The organism is Exilibacterium tricleocarpae, from assembly GCF_007004655.1.
Taxonomy (GTDB): Bacteria; Pseudomonadota; Gammaproteobacteria; order Pseudomonadales; family Cellvibrionaceae; genus Exilibacterium; species Exilibacterium tricleocarpae.
Genome location: NZ_ML660103.1, coordinates 1 through 21,798 on the forward strand (window position 1 = coordinate 1; position 21,798 = coordinate 21,798).

The window sequence follows — 21,798 nt, forward strand, 5'->3', positions numbered from 1 at the left end:
TCACCTGTATGTTCGGTATTTTTACATTTCCCCTCTGTATTGGCAGGAGATGTTCAATAATTTTGAATTGTGCTTTCGTGATTTCCATAGGCGCACATTCTATCAAAATTAGTGTGAACAGGCCCTAGCAGTTATTGCTGCTATTGACTGACGGCCGTGCTGTTTTTCTCCAATTTCTGCCACCCTTTCTGGTCCGGCGTTACTTGAAGTGCCTTGCCGATACTCTTTTTATTAAAAAAAGTCCCAGTCAAGAACGATATTTCTTTAAGCAAGACTGTGCCAATTGACCGGTCTGCCGCTGGGTGGAGCTTTCAGAAACACGCCGTAAACCCATCCCTGGGGGCTTCACGACAGCATCCCTGCTGTCGAGAGTTTCTGAAAGCTCCACCCAGCGGCAGACCTACCACCGGTATTTTGATCGAGATCAGTAAAGATAGCGCGGGGCTCGATGAATGGCACAAACTTTGTGAAGGAAGTGCCAATCACTTGTGTACTGATATTACCGTCACTGGGGTGGTAGGTCCTTGTCGAAAGTCGGGGTTATGGGTTCGGGACTTTCTGAGGCATGGATGCCGAAGAAAGCCCCATGGACGGGTTTACGCGTGTCCCGAACCCATAACCCCGGCTTTCGGCAAGGGCCGGCTTCCGAGGCATAAACTTCGCATCAACCAAAAACTAAAGTCCCTCCAAATACATAAGCTGGTGTATTGACCACTAAATCTTCTCACCGAAAAGCAGTTTGGTGTCTTTAAACTGGGCCGGCCTCAATGGGAGAATAGCCCGGTGAGACTCAAGTGCCACCGCGGTGAAAATATTGTCCGGCCAGAGCACTGGTTTCATTTCCGCCGAAAAATCCCGATAATACCGTTTTCGGATAGAGGACAATCTCATGCCGGCTCCACATCCCGTCTGTTAGCCAGAAAATGAAAGCCGTTGATCTGCCTCCCGATTACTATCTATCCAATTTTTTGTCGCTGGTGAATTTCGTTGCAGACCGGTACACGAGTTTGCTGTCCCCGGGGGAAAAAACGTTTTACGACAGTTTCCAGTCCGTCGACCCCGACGCGCAAAAACTCTATGTGCGCTTACTGTCCAGAAAAGGGCAATTATTTCGCCGCAGTAAACTGAGCTACAGCGAAATCGACTCGATAGAAACCGCGGCGCAGATACTGGCCGGTGCCGGCCTGCTGGACATCGACCCGGTTGTCGAACCCGCGGTATTGGTGCCGCTTTTTTCCAAGGCCGAGTTGCTGGCGTTGTGTGTGGAGCGTGGGGAACTAAAAACATTCAGGACCCTGGGGCGGGGCGCTTTGGAAAAGGCGCTGCTGGTACAAGCAGAATCCGTGGGGCTGCGCCTGTCCGGGGCCGACACCGTATACCGGATCAACGGCGAGGAGGCGTTCACGACGTTCAAACTCTGCTACTTCGGCAACCTGCGCCAGGACCTGACCGACTATGTGCTGCGCGACCTCGGGCTGCAGACCTACGAACGCTATTCGCTCGAACAGCGGCATTTACTGTTTCAGTCCCGCGCCCAGATAGAGCGCCACCTCCAGTATTACCGCTGTGCAGAGCAGCTCGATACCGTCATCGGTGCGGACGCCGATACCCTGGTCGACTTCCATGCCGGTTTGCCCGCCAAAGACCGTGCCGACAAAACCCTGAGCCGGCGCCTGGACCGCCTGACCTTGACACTGGCCCGGCAGTTGGAGCGGCTCGATGCCCTGGATCAGGCCGACATGCTCTATCGCGCCTGCGAGCGCCCCCCGGCGCGGGAGCGGCGTGCCCGCCTGGCCGCGAAGCAGGGCCGGCCGGCGGCGGCCCTGGCGTTTTGCCGCGATATACTGGCGGCGCCCCGCAGCGAGGAAGAGCTGACATTTGCCGGCGCCTTCGGTTACCGTATCGCCCGCCGCCACGGCGATGACTGGCCCCAGCCGCCGGCTTACCAGGTGCCCACCAAAACCGTCGTGCTGGCAGCCGGGCCGGCATCGGTGGAATGGGCGGCGGCGGAGTACCTGGCCGCTGAAGGACGCTGCTTCTATGTCGAAAACACACTGTTCAATGGCGTACTCGGCCTGTTTATCTGGGATATTGTGTTTGCACCGGTGGCCGGCGCGTTTTTCAATCCCTTCCAGACGGCGCCCGGGGATTTTTACGAGCCAGACTTTCACATCGCCCGGGCAGAGTTGCTGCAGGCGCGCTTTGAACAGTTGTCCGGCCCGGCGTTTACCGATACCGTAAAGCGCAACTTCCGGCACAAGCGCGGTATTGCCAACCCGCTGGTGGCCTGGCAATACCTGTCGGAGGAACTGATTGATCTCGCCCTGACACGCATTCCCGCCGCCCACTGGGAGAAAATCTTTCGCCGCCAACTGGCCGAGCTGCGCAACAATCGCGCCGGGCTGCCGGACCTGGTGCTATTTCCCCCGGACAGCGGCTATGAGCTGGTGGAAGTAAAAGGGCCGGGGGACCGCCTGCAAAAAAATCAGCTGCGCTGGATGTGTTTCTTTGCTGAACACAACATTGCCCACCGGGTGCTGGCGGTCGAGTGGGGTGACTGTGCCTGATATGCCCGCCGACACCCTGGCGCTGTCGGTCAGGCAGTTGGTGGAGTTTACCTGCCGGCGCGGCGACTTGCTGTCGTCGGCGGCGGCAGGGCCGAGTGCCCAGGAAGGAATCAAGGCACACAGTCGTTTGCAAAAACAACGACCCGCGGAGAGTCTCGCCGAATACCCCGTCGAGGTCACTATCGAGCGCCGCGGGTACCGGCTGCGGCTCGGTGGGCGGCTGGACTTGCTGCATCCGCAGCACACGCCGCCATTGCTGGAAGAGATAAAAACGACCTACAGTCCGCCGGCGGAGCTGGCCGACAGTCAGCGCTTTCTGCACTGGTCGCAGCTTAAGGTCTACGGCTACTGCTATCTTCGGCAACACAACGAGGCGCCTGCCACCCTGGACCTGGGCATGGTTTGGTACGACCTGCTGGCGGATCGGGTGCACCGGCAACAGCAGACTGCCGACCGCGCTGCCCTGGAGGCGTTCTGTCTGCCCCTGATCGACGCCTACCTGGACTGGCACGAGTTGATCGCGCGCCGGCGTGCGCAAATGCTCGACAGCGCCGCCCGGCTGGCGTTTCCGTTTCCGGACTACCGCCGCGGCCAGCGCCAGCTCGCCGTCGCAGTGTTCCGCAGCCTGCGCGACAGCGACAGCTTGCTGGCCGAGGCGCCCACGGGTATTGGCAAGACTGTCAGCAGTGTGTTCCCGGCTGTTAAGGTCATGGGTGAGAAACATATCGATCAAGTAACTTACCTGACCGCCAAGAAACAGGGGCGGGCGGTGGTGGCAGACTGCCTGGCGTTGTTGCGCCGTGGCGGCCTGCAGATGACCGCGCTGGTGTTGCAGGCCAAAAACGATATCTGCGAGTGTCGCAACGGCGGCTGCGAGCGCGATGGCGAGGGCAACTGTCCGCTGCTGCTCGGATTTTACGACCGACTGCCGACGGCGCGGCGGGCACTGCTGGAACAGGACGTTATCGACAGCGCCGCCGTGCGCCGCAGCGCCGCTGAACACCGGCTGTGTCCGTTCGAGTTGTCGTTGCAGTTACTGCCCTGGGTGCAGTTTGTGGTAGCCGATTTCAACTATGTCTTTGATCCGCTGGTGGGTCTCACCTATTTTCGCGATTCCGGGGGCTGGAATAAAGAGTTGCCGCACAATAAGTCTCGCCAGAGCGGCGCCGGCGAGCACCGCATCGGCCTGCTGGTGGACGAGGCCCACAACCTGGTCGAGCGATCGCGGGATATGTACTCGGTGCAGTTTTCCCGCGCTGATGTGCAGCGTATCGCACTGCTGTGTAAATCCTCTCACCCCCGCCTGGAGCGCGCGGTCAAAGGTGTGGCCCGCGCCATCAGTCGCTGGGCGAAGCCGCTGCCGGCCGGCACCTCCGTGACTGCCGAAAAGCCCCAGACCCTGACTCGCGCCGTCGAGAAGGTGAAAGCTGTTATCGACCTGTTGTCGCAACAGGGCGTGCGTTTTCCAGATGCCTTCGGTGAGTGGGTGCCGGAAATCTACCGCTATCTGAAGGTGGATGCGCTGGAGGACACCGTTTATCGCACCGTGACGGAACGGCAGCCGGCGCGCCGGGGTGATATCTGCGTGACCCGCAAGTGCCTGGATGCGAGCCGCTTTTTGACCGATATCTATGCGCGGTTTCATGGCGGTGTGCTGTTTTCCGGCACCTTGCGGCCGGCGTTTTTTTTCCGCCGGGTATTGGGCCTGCAACCGCAGACCGGTTACCTGACCCTGCCGTCGCCGTTTACCCCCGACCAGCAGGGGGTTTTTGTCTGCGAGTACATCGATACCCGCTATAGACACCGCGCTGCCGGGGTGGAGGGGATTGTGCTGTTGATTGCGGCGGCCTGCCAGTCCCGCCGGGGCAACTACCTGGTGTTTTTTCCCTCCTATCAGTACCTCGATCAGGTGTTTGCGGGTTTTGTCGCACGCTACCCCGATACGGCGGTCGTCAGGCAGGCGCCGGCTGCCAGCGACGCGTCCCGGGCCCGGTTTCTGGCTCATTTCGAGGGTGCCGGCGCCACTGTAGGGTTCGCCATCACGGGTGGTATCTACGGCGAGGCGGTGGACTACGTGGGCGATCGGTTGACCGGCGTCATCGCAGTGGGGGTAGGTTTGCCGCAGATTAATCCGCAGCGGCAACTGATCCGGGACTATTACCAGGGCGAAGGACTGGACGGCTTCGACTATGCCTACCGCTACCCGGGTATGACGCGGGTATTGCAGACCGCCGGGCGGGTGATCCGGCGGGAGACCGACCGGGGTATAATCCTGCTGGCGGACCACCGTTTCAGTGAACCCTTTTACCGGCACTTGTTTCCCGGGCACTGGCACCCGCAGCGCTGTCGCGACCAGACGCAGCTCGAGGCGGCACTGGCCGGTTTCTGGTGTGACGACAGCGGCGATGGGAGCCACAACCGCGATTGAATTAATCGCGGCGGGCGGACTCTACAGTGCATGGAAAACCGAAATGGTAAGAACCGGCCGCCGTACACAAACCAGCGGACTGATGCAGTCAGTATGAGCAGATTTTCCCTACCGGACCGCGATTGCTCGACACCCAACCGGTTTGGGGCCGCGGTCCTTGGCGGCTGTTTACTGTGGCTGTGTCAGGCCGCGCTCGCGGTGGCGGCGGTCCAAGGGGACGATCAACAGGAACCCCAGCAGACACCGCCCGCTTACTACCACACGGCGATTGCCGAGATTGAATCCGAGTTCGGACCCTATGCTGCGGACCTGAGTGAGCCGCTGCAAGGACTGGCCGCGACCTTGGCGCAGCAGGGCGATTACCGGGGTGCCGGCAGGGCTTACCGGCGGGCGATTCACCTGACCCGTATCAACGAAGGGCTGTATTCCAGTCGCCAGATTCCCCTGTTACAGGCATTGGTGACGGTGGATCAAAGTGCCGGGCGCTGGGACCGCGCCAACGATGGCTACGGCCACATGACCTGGCTCTATCGCCAGGCGTTCTCCCGCGGTGAGCGTCTGGATTATGCCGGGGGCCTGGGGCGGATCAGTGACTGGCATCTGGCGGTGGTGGGTCTGGACGCGGCGGCCCAACGCCACACTCACCTGCGGCGCGCCAATGAGATCAATCAACTGGCGCTCAGGGCGGCCCAACGGCAGTACGGCAACCTGGACGATCCCCGCCTGGTGCCCGTGCTCTACCGCTTGGCGTTGTCCCACTACTACCTGGCGCTGGCGCTGGCACGGGATGTGAAAGCCAATGCGCTGCTGCGGGAGTCCGATTTGCAGCGGGTTCCGCGCGATCGCAGCGGGCTTTTCGAAAACCGGATCGATACTGATACGGCGGAAGTGAACCGGCACTTGCAGAGTGGGCGCCAGGCGCTACAGCGCATCCAGTCCATTTACGGGCAGTCGTTGCGACCGACCGCGGCGCAGGCTGAGGCTATGACGCTGGTTTACCTGGCCGACTGGGAACTGCTGTCGGCACGGGTCAGAAGCTTTACGCGTTCCACCTATCTGCGCGGCAGTGTGGTGCGGCAGTCGATCAGTTATGGTTCAGTAAAAAAAGCCGTGCAGCAGTACAACGGCGCCCATCGGCAGTTGCTGGCGCTCGGCCTTGAACCGGCGGCGCTGCGCCAATTTTTCAGTCGCCCGGCGGCGCTGCCGGCGCCGGTTTTCTCGCCGCTGCCCGATACGCCCGCCGGCCCGGGTGACAGTGAGTCATCGCCGGGCAGCGCTATGCAATTCGTCAGTTGGGTGCCGGCGTTGCGCGGCGTCAGTTACCCGGGCGCCAGTCTGCTGTTGCCGACCCAGCGGCGACTGGTGCAGGCGACTGCCTCGCTCGATGTCGATGCGCTGGGCAGGGCCGCCCGCATCGAGTTTACCCAGCGCGACGACGGGGTGCGGATACCCTCGCGGGCGCGGGAAGAAATCAAAGCTATTCAGTTCCGCCCCGCCATTGTCGATGAGGCCGCCACCCGCAGCTCGGCGGTTACGCTGCATTATAAGTTTTCAAGCGGCTAAAGCACCCCGCAGATTTTCCTCGTTTGGATAGTGATCGGGGGACGGGCAAAATCCGCGTAATATGACTGTAACAATTACCTCCCTACCATAGCGTATTTACTTATCTGCCACAGCGCGGTGTAGAATACAGTCCTTTGCCCGGCGGGTATTCCGATCACTTCAAGCAGAGCAGTTTTTATGACAAGCAGCGGCAACGCCCGTGAAGCCTTCGGTCTGACGATTCTCAAAAACAACCACAAAGATATTCGGCGCCTGCGGCAAGAGACCGGCGCTGCTGAAATTCACGGCAATAAATTTTGGAAATCCAGCTTTTTGCTGATGGACTACCTGCAGGAGAGCCGCCCCAGGCAACGGTTGAAGATACTGGAAATCGGCTGCGGCTGGGGCCTTGGTGGGATTTTTTGCGCAAAACACTTCGCCGCCCGTGTCACGTCGCTCGATGCCGACGCCTCGGTATTTCCGTACCTGTTGCACCATGCCGATATCAACGGCGTAAAAGTGGAGACCTGGCGCAGCCGTTACGAAAACGTCAGGCGGGTCGACCTGTCCCGGTTTGATATGGTGATCGGGGCGGATATCTGTTTTTGGGATTCCATGGTCGATCCGCTGTTCAATCTGGTGCGGCGGGCACATCAGGCCGGCGTTGGGCGGATCGTGTTGAGCGATCCGGGGCGGCCGACTTTCCGCACCGTGGCGCAGCGCTGCGTCGACAAACTCGAGGCCGATTACCAGGCCTGGCACGTGCCGGCGCCGCACAATACCTCGGGCCTGATCCTGGAGGTATGACCTGCGGTTGTGATTGCTGCGGTCTGACTACTCAGAGCCGGGGCCTCAACCGCGGTAGTCGGCCTCTCGTTTCCAGTCGAAGTGGGAGCGGATAAAATCGCGCAGGCGCGGCTGCACTTCACTGCGAAAACGGCGGCCGTTGAAAACGCCGTAGTGGCCCACCCCCGGCTGCACATAATCAAAGCGTTTGGCGGCGGGAATATTGCCACACAGATCGTGTGCCGCCTGGGTTTGGCCGATGCCGGAAATATCGTCCTTTTCCCCTTCCACCGTCATCAGTGCCACGTCGGTAATGGCGCCGGGCTGCACCAGTTCGCCACGGTGTCGAAACACGCCGCGAGCCAGGTGGTGATCCTGAAACACCTCGCGAATAGTCTGCAGGTAAAACTCCTCGGTGAGGTCCAGCACTGCCAGGTACTCGTCGTAGAACTCGCGGTGTTTTTGAATACTGTCGCAGTCACCCTCCACCAGGTGGTTGAAATAATCTTCGTGGGCCTCCAGATGCGAGCGCGGGTTCATGGTGATAAACCCGCCCAGTTGCAGAAACCCCGGATAGACGCGGCGCATCACACCGGGGTTGGGCCATGGCACACTGTAAATCATATTTTGCTCAAACCAGGCGTAGGAGCGCTCCATGGCCAGCTTGTTAGGCACCGTCGGCGAGCGGCGGGTATCGATGGGCGACCCCATAAACGTCATGGTGGCGGGTCGATTCGGGTCTTGCGCTGCGGCCATCAGAGAGACCGCGGCCAGCACCGGCGGCCCGGGTTGGCAAATGCCGATCACATGGGCCGCGGGTCCGAGGTGATGCAGCATGTCGATAACGTAGTCGACATAGTCGTTGAGATCGAAACGGCCCAACCCCACCGGGACATTGCGGGCATCCTCCCAATCGGTGACATAGACCTCGTGCTCCGGCAGCATTGCCTCCACGGTGCCGCGCAGCAGTGTGGCGTAGTGGCCGGACAGCGGCGCCACCAGCAATACCCGCGGATCGTAGCGCCGGTGTCCGTGGGCGGCCAGCAGATCTTTCTTTTTACGCTTGAAGTGGAGCAGGCGGCAGAAGTCATTTTCCCAAACCACTTTCTCTTTGACCCGCACCGGGTAACCGTTGATGCGGGTCTGGTCTATGCCCCAATCGGGTTTGCCGTAGCGGCGGGTCACAGACAGAAAGAAGTTACTGGTGGCGGCCGAAAAGCGACCTGGTACCGAGTAGGCGGCGGGGTTAAAGGGCAGGCTGAGCAGATTGGCGTTGGTCTTGGCCAACACCCGCAGCGGCCGCACAGCCGCGTGACTGAGTTCATAAAGGTGGTAAAGCATAGGCAATTATCCGGCTATGCCCCAAAATCAAAATGCACCGTTTTGGCGCATGGGCAGTTGGGTCAAGAAGTCAACTGGGACTCCGGTTTATGCTGCACTGCAACAAAACAAGGGTGAGTATGGCAATCTTTGTCGTTGTGCGCAAACCTTTCGTGGGAGGTCTCTCCGCAAGCCCTTATCTGGGGTCTTGGCTACTGCTTTATGGGGCTTCTGTGGGCCTGCTTCGAATTGTACTGTGTCGATGCACGGTTCCAGGCTAGCGGCCATACTCGCAGCGCGCCATTGAGGCTTCACCGGTACCCGGGCTCCAAGGGGCGATCGGCACGGCAGATACAGAGTTTTTTGGTGAACCTTCAATAACCCGCTCGCTGTAAACCAGGTAAACAACGCTGTTACGTTTGGTATCGCAAAACCGCACGACTTGCAGCTTTTTGAAAATGAGCGATCGTCGCTCGCGAAATACGGGTTCGCCATACTCTAAGCTGCCCTGGATAACGATGGGTCCGACTTGGCGACAATCGAGTGAAGCATCCGACGTATCCTCTGCCACGCCGATAGCACCCTTATAGCCACCGGTCTTGGCCCGACTCAGATAACAAGCCACACCCGCTATCTTCGGATCGTCGAAAACTTCGAGCCTGATGGAATCATCAGGCGACAACAGCCTGAATTTAGTGTCCACACTGCCGATCTGCTCGGCCGATAGCACGGTGCTAAACAATAGCAACGCGGCAATTATCACACCGGGTCCAACTGCAATCATACGGTAAACCTCGACAAGCCTCTGATTGATCAAACTATACTGTAGTGGTCAGGTTTAGACTACCAACCTGTTTTATGGCTTGGACTTCGCATGATGCTTGGGGGGAGGCGTATCGGGGTGGGGTGACTATGGGAGATTTTGCCTGGTGTTTACCGACTGGCCTTCAGTGCGTCGTAGGCGGCTTTTACGGCGGCGAAGGTCTCGGCGTTGCCGCCCTTGTCGGGATGCGTGCGCGCTGCCAACTCGCGAAACCGTCGCTGCACCCGCGGCCAGGGTTCGGCGCCTTCGAGGCCGAGGGTGGCGTAAGGGTCGCTGACCGCTTCGGTTTTTTCAAAACGACGCCAAAAACGCTGGAGATAGTCTGCCACTGTATCCGGCGTAGCTGTGTAAAAGTTTGCCAGGTCCAGATAAAAGTCAGCCACCTGCTGCTGTGCCGCGACATTGAGCGTTTTAGTCTCAGCGTCCTCGGCGGCAGCCAGGGAAATCTCGACCGGCGCGATATGGAGCCACAGTTTGCGGGTGGAAAAATGCTGTCGCAGTTCGTACAGGCTGTGTTGCACGATAAAGTGCTTTTGAAACAGGGCCAGCGTGCTGTCGCCGGCCCATGGATAAACCTTCTCCGCCACCAGCAGTTGCACCAGTTCATATTCGGCGCACCGGCGCCGTTGCTCCAGATAGTTCCGTATCAGTCGGCGACAGTGCGCCAGCACCGCTGTAGTCAACGGTTGCTGTGCGCCTGCGGGGGCATGGGTTTGCGTCTCGGGTGGCTCGTAACTATCGATGGTGCCCTCGTTTATTCAGCCAGTTTCTCCAGGTAGTCAACCACAGCACTGCGTTCGACCGTGTGGTTGTCGCGGGCGCCGGCCCGGCGTACCTTGACGATTGCCTGGCGTTGTTCCCGGGCGCCCGCCAGCAGTAACACCGGTACGCGCAGTTGCGTTAAACGGCGAATTTTACGGCCCAGGCTCTCCTCGCCAAACGCGTTTTCGACCCTGAACGCCCGTGTTTCCAGTTCCCGGGACAATTGTTCGACGTAGGATAGCGACTCCCGGTCGACGTTGGCAACCGCCACCTGCACCGGGGCCACCCAAAACGGCAGTGCGCCACCGCTGGCTTCCAACATAATCCCCACCCAGCGCTCCAGCGACCCGAGGATCGCCTGGTGCAAAATGACAGGCGTCTGCTCGGGCGCCGCATCGCGGTAGCGCAGGCCGAATTTTACCGGCAAATTGAAGTCTAGCTGGATGGTGCCGCATTGCCACTGGCGCCCCTGGCCGTCGCTCAGACTCAGCTCCAGCTTGGGGCCGTAGAAGGCGCCTTCGCCGATCTGCGTTTGCGGGGCCAGGCCGGCACCGGCGCTGGCGTCGGCCAGGAGCTGTTCGGCGCGGCGCCACAGGGCTGCGCTGCCAAGGCTCTGTTGCGGTCGGGTCGACAGTTTGACACTCAACTGATCGTAGCCGTAAGCGCGGTAGACCTTTGTTACCCGGTCGAAAAAAGCCCGCACCTCCGCTGTCACATGCTCCCAACTGCAAAACACATGGGCGTCGTCCTGGGTGAACTGGCGCAGTCGCATACAGCCGCTAAGAGCGCCCGAGGCCTCGTTTCTGTGGACCAGGCCAAATTCAAAGAGCCGGTAAGGCAGCTTGCGGTAGCTGTGCACTCCGTGTTTGAACGACATAATATGGGCCGGGCAGGACATGGGTTTGAGGGCGTACTCAGCGGGTTGCGACGCCGCCAGTGCGCCGCCGACAAACATGTTGTCGGCAAACTTGTCCCAGTGGCCGGACTGCTGCCAAAGCTCCCGCTTCAGCAATTGCGGTGTCTTGATTTCATGAAAACCGCCGGCGCGGTAATGCGCGCGGATATGCTGCTCGATGGTGCGATAAAGCTGCCAACCCCTGGGGCGCCAAAACACCATGCCCGGTGCTGCGGCATCGAAGTGAAATAAATCCAGGCGCTTACCGATTTGCCGGTGGTCGCCCTCGATATGACTGGACTGTAACATGATTATGCCTCTTTGGTTTTAACGTTAGCGAGTGCCCGTCGCAAAAACCGGAGGCGTCGATAAAGAAAAACCCTCTGGCTTTCGCTCAGAGGGTTTTCAGTTAACTGGTCAATTCAACCTATCCACTACCCTCCAAACACGGCTCCGGTGGTGGTAGTGGTGGTGAATTGACGAGCTATTGATAAGTTCATAAGGTTTAAAATTTTTTACCGGTAAGCTTAGGAGTTGTTCGTAAGCCTAGTCCATCTATTCGTAAGCCTAAGGCTGTTTGTTTACGAGCTAAAAAGTTATCGCAATACACCGGCCCTGTCAACGGCGCTCGCCGCTGTGTTCGCCGGTTTTTTTCTTTTTCGGCCTGGCGCGGGGTTTGGCCGCGGCGCGCGGGTTCTCCGCCTGCCATTTGCGCAGGTTGAGCGGCCGCCCGGCGACACGGGCTTTTTTCAGTATCGCCAGAATTTCCTTCGGCATGCCCTTGGGCAGGTCCACCGTGGCGTAGCGGTCATGGATGGCAATATGGCCGATATACTGGCTGTCGAGGTCCGCTTCGTTGGCAATACAGCCGACGATATGGCCCGGTTTGGCGCCGTGGTCGCGGCCCACATCGAGCCGGTAGCGGTCCATATCTTTCTCCAGTGGGCGTTCAGCCGGTGCGCGGCGGTTGTCCCCGCCGCGGCCGTCGCCGTCTTCCCGAGTGCGTTTGGGGCGTGCGGGCAGCTCCTTCAGCAGCAACGGTGTTCCATCCTGGGCGATCAGGGCCAGGGCGGCGGCGACGTGCAGGGGATTTAACTGCTGTTCCTCCACCACGTCCTCGATCAGTGGCATAAACTCATCCAGCTGCTCGCTGGTCACCGTCTCGGTAATGCGCTGTTTGAAATCGGCGATCCGTTTCTGGTTGATATCCGCCGTGGAAGGTAGCGACATCGGCGTAATACTTTTATTGGTCGCTTTTTCGATGGCCCGCAGCAGGCGCTTTTCCCGCGGCGCCACAAACAAAATGGCCTCGCCGTTGCGACCGGCCCGCCCGGTGCGCCCAATGCGGTGGATATAGGCTTCGGTGTCATAGGGAATATCGTAGTTGATCACATGGGTGATACGGTCCACATCGAGGCCGCGGGCGGCGACATCGGTGGCCACCAGAATATCGACCTTGCCGGCTTTCAACTGATTCAGCGTTTGCTCGCGCTGGCTCTGGGCGATATCGCCGTTGAGCGGGGCGGCGCCGTAACCCCGGGCCCGCAGCCGTTCCGCCAGTTCCTGGGTGGCGATCTTGGTGCGCACGAAAATGATCACCGCATCGAAGTCCTCGGCCTCCAGGATGCGGGTCAGGGCATCGAGCTTATTGACACCGGTGACCGTCCAATAGCGCTGGGCGATGCGCTCGGTGGTTGCGGTCTTGACCTTGATGGTGATTTCTTCCGGCTCGCGCAGATGCGCTTTGGCGATGCGTTTGATCGCACTCGGCATGGTGGCGGAGAACAGAGCTGTCTGGCGCTGCGCGGGGGTTTGCTCGAGAATCCATTCGACGTCGTCGATAAAGCCCATACGCAGCATTTCATCGGCCTCGTCCAGCACCAGGTGGCGGATACGGGACAGGTCCAGGGTACCGCGGCGCATATGGTCCATCACCCTGCCCGGGGTGCCCACCACCAGTTGGGCGCCGCGGCGCAACTGTTTGATCTGGCCGCGGTAATCGGCGCCGCCATAGATCGGCACCACATGAAAATCGCGCATATGGCTGGCGTAGGACTGGCAGGCTTCGGCCACTTGTATAGCCAGCTCCCGGGTGGGGGCCAGAATCAGGCCCTGGGTGGCCGGGTCGGCGATATCGATCTTCGACAGCAGTGGCAGGGCGAACGCGGCAGTCTTGCCGGTACCGGTCTGCGCCTGGCCCAGCAGGTCGCGGCCCGCCAGCAGCGGCGGGATGGTGCGCGCCTGTATCGGCGAGGGCATTTCATAGCCGATTTTGCGCAGCGCGGGCAGCAGGGCATCGGCGAGGCCGAGCGCGTCGAAGCCAATGGCAACGGTCTCTGTATTGTTCATTTACGGGTCCAAATGGGGCGAGCAAAACGCGGTAATGCAGGCGGGCTGGGTCGCAGTGTAAAAAAGCGGCGGTAGTATACCGCAGGCGGCAGGTTATGTCTGGTTAAATTGAAGCCGTCAGGCCCGGTGTGACGGCCAGTCTTTTGCCGGGCAATTATATTTGGCGCGCTAGAGGGTGGATTTTTCTCTCTTGTACTGTATATTAATACAGTTATTGTAAAGCGCGTTAACTGAAAGCCCGGGAGGAGTTATGAACCGTCTGCGCAAACTGACCATCCTGGCGGATGCGGCGAAGTATGATGCTTCCTGCGCCAGCAGCGGGTCGGTGAAACGGGATTCGAGCGGCGGCAGGGGGGTCGGTTCCACCACCGGCATGGGCATCTGTCACAGCTACGCGCCGGACGGCCGCTGTATCTCGCTGCTGAAACTGTTGCTGACCAACTTTTGTATCTACGAGTGCAGCTACTGTATCAACCGGGCATCCAGCAATGTGCAGCGGGCCCGCTTCAGTGTCGAGGAGGTTGTCGACCTGACTCTGGACTTTTATAAGCGCAACTATATCGAGGGGCTGTTTCTGAGTTCAGGCATTATCCGTTCGGCGGATTACACCATGGAGCAACTGGTACGGGTCGCCCGCTGCTTGCGGGAAACGCATGATTTTCGCGGCTATATTCATTTAAAGACCATTCCCGACGCCAGCCCCGCACTGATCGAGCAGGCCGGTCTCTATGCCGACCGTTTGAGTATCAATATCGAGCTGCCCTCGGTGCATTCGCTGGCGCGTTTCGCGCCGGAAAAAAGTCTGCTGACCATCCGCAAGTCCATGGGACAAGTGCGCGAACATATCGATGAAGCGAAAGAAAGTCGCCACCGGCGGCGCCGGCGACGGGCCGCCGCTTCTACATTTCACTACTCCCCCGCCGGCCAGAGCACGCAAATGATTGTCGGCGCGGACGACTCCACCGACAGCGATATCCTCAGCCTCTCGCACAACCTCTACCGCACTTACGATATGCGCCGCGTCTACTATTCGGCGTTTAGCCCCATTCCCGATGCCGCGCAGACGCTACCGGCCAGGCCGCCGCCGTTGTTGCGGGAACACCGCCTGTATCAGGCCGACTGGCTGTTGCGGTTTTACGGATTCGGTATTGGTGAAATTGTCGAGACCGACCGCTCCGGCACCGGTATGCTGGACCTGGATGTCGACCCGAAGCTCGCCTGGGCGCTGCGTCACCGCGACCTGTTTCCGGTCAATGTCAACCGGGCACCGTTGGAGACATTGTTGCGGGTGCCGGGTATCGGCGCCATCGGTGCGGGGCGGATCGTACAGGCGCGGCAATTCTCCAGCTTGCGCTTTAAAGACCTGGCCAAGTGCGGTTTATCGACCGGGAAAATTGCCCCGTTTGTTGAAACTGCAGATCATCATCCCTCCCTGACGGTGCTGGAAGACCAGGATTTGAAACAGCGCTTTATGCGCGGGGCGTCGCCGCAATTGACGTTATTTAGCTAGACCATGTTTTATACCTGCCGGGCGTCGCGAGGTGAGGGTTGAAGTGCCGCCGGAGTAGTGCTTCGCCGACGTGCTATAACCGGTGCCTAGGCCGGACGTTTCAGGTGCCTGAAAGCGCGTGATATTAATCACCGGTAGCCTTTTAAGGATTTGTATTAAGGGCTTACATCGTCAAGGTTATCGGCAGGACATGTATTGTCGCCAAGGTGTTTACCATGTTTGTTCTCGAGGTTGACAGCTTTGCCCGGTGGCGCCAACAGGCGCGGGAACTGTTGAAGCGGGCGGTGGTGCCGGAGCAGATCGCCTGGCGCCAGGCAGGCCAGGCGGTTTTGGACTTTGGCGCCGGCGCGGGGGATTTCCTGAGCTTGCCGGTTCGAGATGCCAGCCCTAAAGTGCCGCAGCGCTTTTTAGCCCTGGCCGAGGAGGTGGCGTGTTTTGACGACGAGCGGCGCTGGTCCATGCTCTACCGGCTGGCTTGGCGGCTGGTATTTGAGGACCGACGCCTGCTGGATCTGAAAGTGGATGATCAGGTGGCCTGCCTGTATAGAATGCAAAAGTCGGTGGCCCGGGACAAGCATAAAATGAAAGCGTTCGTCAGGTTTCAACGCCTGGAGACCGAATTGGGCAGCGGTGAGCACGCCGCGCATTTTATCGCCTGGTTTGAACCGCAGCACCTTATCCTGCCGGCGCTGGCCCCTTTCTTTGTCAAACGGTTTACCACCATGCGCTGGTCCATTTTGACACCCCGGGCCTGCGCGCATTGGGACCTGCAACAACTGACGTTGACCGCGGGCGCGCAACGGCGGCGCGATACCGGTGATGATATTGAGCAGTTGTGGCTGCAATATTACAAGAGCATTTTCAATCCCGCGCGGTTGAAACTGAAAGCCATGCAGGCGGAAATGCCGAAAAAATACTGGCGCAACTTACCCGAGGCACCGTTGATTGGCGAACTTCAGCGCGATGCCCAACGCCGGGTAGATAAGATGCTCGACGACGGTTACTCGCAGACGCCCGGCAAAGCCGTGCAATCGCAGTATCTGCGCGCCCAGCAGCAGCGCTTGCGTAACAGGTAGAGCCGCCGTGCAAGCGACGCCGGCGCCGATCTTGGTATCCGGGTGGTGTTGAAGCTGCTCAGGCATCATCCACCCACTATCTCTATCAACTACGTCAAATAACGTAGCCCCTTGCGCCATTGAACGAATAGGCGCCACTGCCTCCGTGCTGAATAATGACCGGCGAATTCCAACAATAGAGGGCTGGGCATGCACAATAATAAACACCGTGGTCTGAGGTCCCTGCCGACTTTGGCGGCGAGTGCGGGGTTGGTTTGTCTGTCGATGGTCGCCGGTCCCGTCGCGGCGGGCAAGCGGCTGGACCTGGATGATACCCGCTGGATCAGTGTGGGTGCGGGACTGCGCGCCGCTTACACATCGGTCGAAGACGGCGCGCCGAGCGGCGATGCCCGCAGCAATGATTTCGACGTGCAGAATATGCGCCTCTATTTCAGCGGCCAGCTCCACGAAAATATCAAGTTTACCTTCAATACCGATGAAATCTTTTCCGATGGCCCGGTAGATGTGCTCGATGCCATTGCCCAATTTGAATTCTCCAAAGGGTTCAACCTGTGGGTGGGGCGTATGCTGACCCCGGCCGACCGCATCGAAATGAACGGCCCTTTCTACGGACTTACCTGGAATCAATACACCCAGCCGCTGTATCCGTCCGACCAGGGTGGCGCGGCGGGTACCTATGGCCGCGACGACGGTATTACGCTGTGGGGGGCGGCAGGCAAGTTTCAGTATGCGATCGGTGCGTTCGATGGTGTGCAGGGGTTCGGCAATCACGACGATGAGCTGCTGTTTGCGGGCCGGTTCGCCTACAACTTCCTCAATATGGAGGATAACCCCGCCTATTACACCAGCAGTACCTACTACGGCGGTCTCGGCAATGTGTTGACACTCGGGCTCAGTTTCCAGAGCCAGTCCGGCGCTACCGGCAGTTTTGCCGAATCGGGAGATTTCAGCGGCTATACCGTCGATCTGTTGTCGGAAACCGCTCTGGATAGCGGCGCTGTGGTGACGGTGGAGGCTGAGTATAAAGACTTCGATGCCGACTTCACCCTCGCCACACTGCCGGCCGGCGGTGGCGGATGTTTTTGCCTGTTTGACGGCGATTCCTACTTTGTCACGGCGGCTTATCTGTTTGCACAGGAAACGGGCGTCGGCAAGTTGCAGCCTTATGTGCGGGTAGTGGAAAACAGCCCGACCGACGCCGCTGACAGCGACTTGACCGAGGTCGGGCTGAACTATGTGATATCCGGCCACAACGCGCGTCTCAACTTCAATTACAGCAGTGGCGACGCCAATATCACCGGTTACCCGGGCGCCGACGTCGACAGTTTCTCCTTCGGTGTGCAGTGGCAGATTTAGATATCTTTTTTAGTCGATTATCAGGGGACTTTCTATGAAACCGAACAACTGGGCTATAAAACCGAAGAAACTAGCCACGAAACTGAATAAGCTGGCCTCAAAGATGGCGGTGGCACTATCGAGCTGTCTACTCAGCGTCGTTGTCTGTGCCGCCGACACCATCAAAGTCGGTGTGCTTCACTCGCTGTCGGGCACCATGGCAATCAGTGAGACGACGCTGAAAGACACTGTCTTGATGATGGTGGAGGCGCAAAATAAAAAGGGCGGGCTGCTCGGTAAAAAACTCGAGGCCGTGGTGGTGGACCCGGCTTCCAACTGGCCGTTGTTCGCCGAAAAAACTCGAGAGCTGCTGACCAAGCACCAGGTGGATGTGATTTTCGGTTGCTGGACGTCGGTATCGCGAAAGTCGGTTCTGCCAGTCGTCGAAGAGCTTAACGGCCTGCTGTTTTACCCGGTGCAGTACGAGGGAGAGGAATCCTCGAAAAATGTCTTCTACACCGGCGCGGCGCCCAATCAGCAGGCGATTCCCGCCGTCGACTATTTAAAGCAGGAATTGGAAGTGGAGCGCTGGGTGCTCGCCGGGACCGACTACGTGTACCCGCGCACTACCAATAAAATTCTCGAGGCTTACTTGAAAGCCAGCGGCGTCAGTGAGAAGGACATCATGATCAACTACACGCCTTTCGGGCATTCCGACTGGCAGAGCATTGTTGCCGAGATCAAAAAGTTCGGCGGTGCCGGCAAGAAAACCGCAGTGGTTTCCACCATCAATGGCGATGCCAACGTGCCTTTCTACAAAGAGCTGGGTAACCAGGGTATAGCTGCCGAGGATATCCCCGTGGTGGCCTTTTCGGTAGGTGAGGAGGAGCTGTCGGGCATAGATACCAAGCCCCTGGTCGGCCATCTCGCGGCCTGGAACTACTTTCAAAGTGTCGAGAGTGCTGCCAATGCCGATTTTATCAAACAGTGGAAAGCCTATATCAAGGACGACAAGCGGGTGACCAACGATCCTATGGAGGCGACTTACATCGGTTTCAATTTGTGGGCGGCGGCGGTTGAAAAAGCCGGCACTACCGCAGTGGACACGGTGGCAAAGGCGATGATCGGTATGACGGCGCCGAACCTGACCGGCACCACCGCGGTGATGAACCGCAATCACCATTTGTCCAAACCGGTGTTGATCGGTGAAATCCAGGACGACGGGCAGTTCGAAGTGGTGTGGGAAACCGAGTGGGTGGTACCGGGCGATGCCTGGTCCGATTACCTGCCCGGTTCGCGGGATATCGTGGCCGACTGGGTGGCGCCGATCAAATGCGGCAATTTCAATACCAAAACCGCCAAGTGTTCCGGCCAGAATTACTAGTGCTTTGGCTGATAAAGATTTTCATCCAAAACGGGTGTTGGTTTCCTTAGCTGACACGGTCTCGATCAGGCGCCCCCCTGCTCGAGACCTCAGTGCTAACGATGTGAAATTGTTTTCTGGTCGAAGCACTAATAGCCGTTGATCCGTTCGGCCCCTGTGCGCTTGAAAACGGCGCCCCCGTAAACGATGACCTTGCAAAAGCGAATAATGCAAAAGCAGATTTTACAAAATACCGCCCTATGGGCCATTGTGCTGGTTTTGATCGGTTACGTGTTTTGCCGGCCTGTGTATGGGGAAGGTGAGGCAGTCGAGTTGCCGGCGCTGGCGCAGCAGCTCGCCGGTGTCAAATTAAAGGAATTGCCGAACCTTGTCGGGCAACTGGAGGTGGCGGGTAAAACAGCCGTTGTACCTTTGTTTGAAGCCCTGCTCAACGGCGATTTATATTACCGCAAGGTCGATCGCCTGGTGGTGATCGCGCGCTTGTCGCCGGCTGGTGACTATCAGCTCCGCGATGCCCTGCTGGTAACACCCCTGGGGCGCGCAGAGAAGAAAGCGCTGAAAAAGATAAGAATCAGCAACCGGGTGCGGTCCGGCCTGCGCGACGCTATCGCGCGACTGACGCTGTTCAGCGATGATCCGACGCTGCGGCGCCCGGCGGTAGCAAACCTGTTCAACCGGCTCGACGACGACAGCGTAGCGCTGTTGCAAAGCGCCGCAGCGCGGGAAACCGATACCGATATTCTCGCCACCATCGAGCGGGCGCTGGCCCTGCATACACTGCTGGTCTCGCCCGATATCCCGGCCCAATTGCAGGCCCTGGACAAACTTGACGGCAGTCTCGAACCGGTGGTCCGCAATCGGCTGGCAGCGCTGCTGGAGAGCACAGAGAACACCGGTGCAACCCGGGACCCGGCGGTTATTCGCAAAGCCGCGGCCGTGCTGCACAGTATTCACGCAGACATCGAGTTTTATGAATTTTTAGAGACGCTGTTTTTCGGCTTGAGTCTCGGCTCGGTGTTGCTGCTGGTGGCGACCGGGCTGGCCATCACTTTCGGGGTGATGGGCGTGATCAATATGGCCCACGGCGAGCTGATTATGCTGGGTGCCTATACCACCTACGTTGTGCAACTGCTGATGCCCGACCATATCGGTTACTCGCTGCTGGTAGCGGTACCGGCGGCGTTTTTGGTGTCGGCCGCGACAGGTATTGTTATTGAGCGGTCGGTCATCCGTTTTTTGCACGGCCGGCCGCTGGAAACGCTGCTGGCCACATTCGGCATCAGCCTGCTATTGCAACAAACGGTGCGCAGCGTGTTTTCTCCGCTGAACCGGCAGGTTGAATCGCCGTCCTGGTTGAGCGGCTCGCTGGAGCTAAACGCGGTGTTCTCACTGACTTACAATCGTCTTTATATCCTGGTGTTTGCACTGTTGGTGTTTGTGGCGTTGTTGTTGGTATTGAAGCGAACGTCGCTGGGCCTGCAGGTACGGGCGGTTGCGCAAAACCGGGAGATGGCCAAAGCCATGGGCATTCGCACCGACTGGGTCGACGCGCTCACATTCGGGCTGGGTTCGGGTATTGCCGGCATTGCCGGTGTGGCCTTGAGCCAGTTGACCAATGTTGGCCCCAATCTGGGGCAGGCTTATATTATCGATTCGTTTATGGTGGTTGTTTTCGGCGGCGTGGGCAATTTGTGGGGCACCCTGGTCGGCAGTTTTTCCCTCGGTATCGTCAATAAATTTCTGGAGCCGGCCACCGGCGCGGTACTGGCCAATATTCTGGTATTGGTGTTCATCATCTTGTTTATACAAAAGCGCCCGCGCGGATTGTTTCCGCAGCGGGGGCGGGCGGGGCAGTCGTGATCACCGGCGGCAATATTTTCACAGTCGCTACTCTGCGCGCCCAGACGGCGCTGTTTGTCGCCGTGTTGTTTGGGGTAACCCTGTATGCCTCGGTGTGCAATTTACTCTTACCGCAGGACTCTGTTTTTTACGTCAGTACTTACACCGTCACCTTGATGGGCAAGTACCTGTGTTACGCGCTGCTGGCGCTGGCCGTGGATGTGATCTGGGGCTACTGTGGCATTTTGAGCCTTGGCCACGGCGCGTTTTTTGCGCTTGGCGGCTATGTGATGGGTATGTATTTGATGCGCCAGATCGGCGATCGCGGCGTCTACGGCAATTCGGAGCTGCCGGATTTTATGGTGTTTTTAAACTGGCAGGAGCTGCCCTGGTACTGGTGCGGCCTCGATCACTTCTGGCTTGCCGCGCTGCTGGTGTTGCTGGTGCCGGGGTTGCTCGCGTTTGGGTTTGGTTGGCTGGCATTTCGCTCGCGGGTGGCGGGCGTCTACCTGTCGATTATGACCCAGGCGCTGACCTATGCGCTGATGCTGGCGTTCTTTCGCAATGAAATGGGGTTTGGCGGCAACAACGGTTTGACCGACTTTAAAGATATACTGGGTTTCGATTTGCAGGCCGATACCACCCGCGTGGCCCTGATGTTGTGTTCGGCCCTGGCATTGGGGACGGCCTATCTGGCGAGCCGGCTGATTCTGGCATCGAAGTTTGGACGGGTGATCCTGGCGATTCGCGATGCCGAGGACCGCGCCCGCTTTCTCGGTTTCCGCACCCAGGACTACAAGGTCTGGCTGTTCGTTTACTCCGCACTGCTGGCGGCGCTGGCCGGCGCGCTCTACGTCCCGCAGGTGGGAATTATCAACCCCGGCGAGTTCTCCCCGCTCAACTCTATTGAAGTGGTGGTGTGGGTAGCCGTCGGCGGCCGCGGCACACTTTACGGCGCTGTGGTCGGCGCGCTGTTGGTCAACTACGCCAAGACCCGTTTTACCGGTGTGATGCCGGAAGCCTGGTTGTTTGCCCTCGGGTCACTGTTTGTGCTGGTTACCGTGTGTCTGCCGAAAGGGCTGGCCGGCCTGTTGTCCCGGCTCGGATCGCGGCGGCGTCGATTGGCGGCGGTGGACGCGTGAACGCCACACAACGGCGCCGCGCGCCGCGCATGCTCGAAGA

At 59.1% G+C, this 21,798-nt stretch carries 15 protein-coding genes; 10 read left to right on the plus strand and 5 right to left on the minus strand.

What is annotated here, in order from left to right:
- The first annotated feature begins 923 nt into the window (after positions 1-923).
- The 4 genes from FKG94_RS21530 (at position 924) to FKG94_RS21545 (ending at position 7,344) form a co-directional block, all read left to right on the plus strand.
- A complete protein-coding gene (locus FKG94_RS21530) occupies positions 924-2,567 on the plus strand; it encodes a VRR-NUC domain-containing protein (protein ID WP_142929014.1) in 1,644 nt (547 codons plus the stop codon).
- 1 nt (position 2,568) lies between these two features.
- The gene (locus FKG94_RS21535; protein WP_142929015.1) at positions 2,569-4,995 is read left to right on the plus strand and encodes an ATP-dependent DNA helicase; all 2,427 of its coding nucleotides are present in this window, start codon (positions 2,569-2,571) and stop codon (positions 4,993-4,995) included.
- 93 nt (positions 4,996-5,088) lie between these two features.
- Entirely contained in the window at positions 5,089-6,558 is a 1,470-nt protein-coding gene (locus FKG94_RS21540) for a hypothetical protein (RefSeq protein WP_142929016.1), read from the plus strand.
- A gap of 177 nt (positions 6,559-6,735) precedes the next feature.
- Positions 6,736-7,344: a class I SAM-dependent methyltransferase gene (locus FKG94_RS21545; RefSeq protein ID WP_142929017.1), complete on the plus strand. Its 609-nt coding sequence runs from the start codon at positions 6,736-6,738 to the stop codon at positions 7,342-7,344.
- 45 nt (positions 7,345-7,389) lie between these two features.
- On the opposite strand, the gene FKG94_RS21550 is transcribed toward FKG94_RS21545, so the two are convergent.
- The 5 genes from FKG94_RS21550 to FKG94_RS21570 form a co-directional block, all read right to left on the minus strand.
- Positions 7,390-8,664, minus strand: coding sequence for a polyhydroxyalkanoate depolymerase (locus FKG94_RS21550; protein WP_142929018.1), 1,275 nt, complete (start codon positions 8,662-8,664; stop codon positions 7,390-7,392).
- Between the two features lie 256 nt (positions 8,665-8,920).
- Positions 8,921-9,427, minus strand: a complete 507-nt coding sequence (locus FKG94_RS21555) for a CreA family protein (RefSeq protein WP_142929019.1) — start codon at positions 9,425-9,427, stop codon at positions 8,921-8,923.
- Between the two features lie 149 nt (positions 9,428-9,576).
- On the minus strand, positions 9,577-10,149 hold the full coding sequence (locus FKG94_RS21560; protein ID WP_179957754.1) for a DNA-J related domain-containing protein: 573 nt from the start codon (positions 10,147-10,149) through the stop codon (positions 9,577-9,579).
- Between the two features lie 71 nt (positions 10,150-10,220).
- On the minus strand, positions 10,221-11,432 hold the full coding sequence (gene thrS, locus FKG94_RS21565; protein ID WP_142929021.1) for a threonine--tRNA ligase: 1,212 nt from the start codon (positions 11,430-11,432) through the stop codon (positions 10,221-10,223).
- Between the two features lie 309 nt (positions 11,433-11,741).
- Positions 11,742-13,472: a DEAD/DEAH box helicase gene (locus tag FKG94_RS21570; protein ID WP_142929022.1), complete on the minus strand. Its 1,731-nt coding sequence runs from the start codon at positions 13,470-13,472 to the stop codon at positions 11,742-11,744.
- A gap of 250 nt (positions 13,473-13,722) precedes the next feature.
- Here FKG94_RS21570 and FKG94_RS21575 point away from each other — a divergent pair, with 250 nt between their 5' ends.
- From FKG94_RS21575 to urtC, 6 genes are all read left to right on the plus strand, one after another.
- The gene (locus FKG94_RS21575) at positions 13,723-14,982 is read left to right on the plus strand and encodes a putative DNA modification/repair radical SAM protein (protein ID WP_142929023.1); all 1,260 of its coding nucleotides are present in this window, start codon (positions 13,723-13,725) and stop codon (positions 14,980-14,982) included.
- Positions 14,983-15,197: 215 nt separating this feature from the next.
- Complete coding sequence (locus tag FKG94_RS21580) at positions 15,198-16,058, plus strand: TIGR03915 family putative DNA repair protein (RefSeq protein WP_142929024.1); 861 nt, start codon at positions 15,198-15,200, stop codon at positions 16,056-16,058.
- Between the two features lie 189 nt (positions 16,059-16,247).
- On the plus strand, positions 16,248-17,414 hold the full coding sequence (locus tag FKG94_RS21585; RefSeq protein WP_142929025.1) for a porin: 1,167 nt from the start codon (positions 16,248-16,250) through the stop codon (positions 17,412-17,414).
- 82 nt (positions 17,415-17,496) lie between these two features.
- Positions 17,497-18,777, plus strand: a complete 1,281-nt coding sequence (gene urtA / locus FKG94_RS21590; protein WP_218943611.1) for an urea ABC transporter substrate-binding protein — start codon at positions 17,497-17,499, stop codon at positions 18,775-18,777.
- Between the two features lie 207 nt (positions 18,778-18,984).
- Positions 18,985-20,637: an urea ABC transporter permease subunit UrtB gene (urtB, locus tag FKG94_RS21595; protein WP_142929027.1), complete on the plus strand. Its 1,653-nt coding sequence runs from the start codon at positions 18,985-18,987 to the stop codon at positions 20,635-20,637.
- A 32-nt stretch (positions 20,638-20,669) separates the two neighbouring features.
- A complete protein-coding gene (gene urtC / locus FKG94_RS21600; RefSeq protein WP_425460065.1) occupies positions 20,670-21,758 on the plus strand; it encodes an urea ABC transporter permease subunit UrtC in 1,089 nt (362 codons plus the stop codon).
- Positions 21,759-21,798: the final 40 nt, after the last annotated feature.

Bases quoted from the DNA above. Each gene is read 5' to 3' on its own strand.
- FKG94_RS21530 (WP_142929014.1), top strand. From the start codon at position 924: ATGAAAGCCGTTGATCTGCCTCCCGATTACTATCTATCCAATTTTTTG.
- FKG94_RS21535 (WP_142929015.1), top strand. From the start codon at position 2,569: ATGCCCGCCGACACCCTGGCGCTGTCGGTCAGGCAGTTGGTGGAGTTT.
- FKG94_RS21540 (WP_142929016.1), top strand. From the start codon at position 5,089: ATGAGCAGATTTTCCCTACCGGACCGCGATTGCTCGACACCCAACCGG.
- FKG94_RS21545 (WP_142929017.1), top strand. From the start codon at position 6,736: ATGACAAGCAGCGGCAACGCCCGTGAAGCCTTCGGTCTGACGATTCTC.
- FKG94_RS21550 (WP_142929018.1), bottom strand. From the start codon at position 8,664: ATGCTTTACCACCTTTATGAACTCAGTCACGCGGCTGTGCGGCCGCTG.
- FKG94_RS21555 (WP_142929019.1), bottom strand. From the start codon at position 9,427: ATGATTGCAGTTGGACCCGGTGTGATAATTGCCGCGTTGCTATTGTTT.
- thrS (WP_142929021.1), bottom strand. From the start codon at position 11,432: ATGTTACAGTCCAGTCATATCGAGGGCGACCACCGGCAAATCGGTAAG.
- FKG94_RS21570 (WP_142929022.1), bottom strand. From the start codon at position 13,472: ATGAACAATACAGAGACCGTTGCCATTGGCTTCGACGCGCTCGGCCTC.
- FKG94_RS21575 (WP_142929023.1), top strand. From the start codon at position 13,723: ATGAACCGTCTGCGCAAACTGACCATCCTGGCGGATGCGGCGAAGTAT.
- FKG94_RS21580 (WP_142929024.1), top strand. From the start codon at position 15,198: ATGTTTGTTCTCGAGGTTGACAGCTTTGCCCGGTGGCGCCAACAGGCG.
- FKG94_RS21585 (WP_142929025.1), top strand. From the start codon at position 16,248: ATGCACAATAATAAACACCGTGGTCTGAGGTCCCTGCCGACTTTGGCG.
- urtB (WP_142929027.1), top strand. From the start codon at position 18,985: ATGCAAAAGCAGATTTTACAAAATACCGCCCTATGGGCCATTGTGCTG.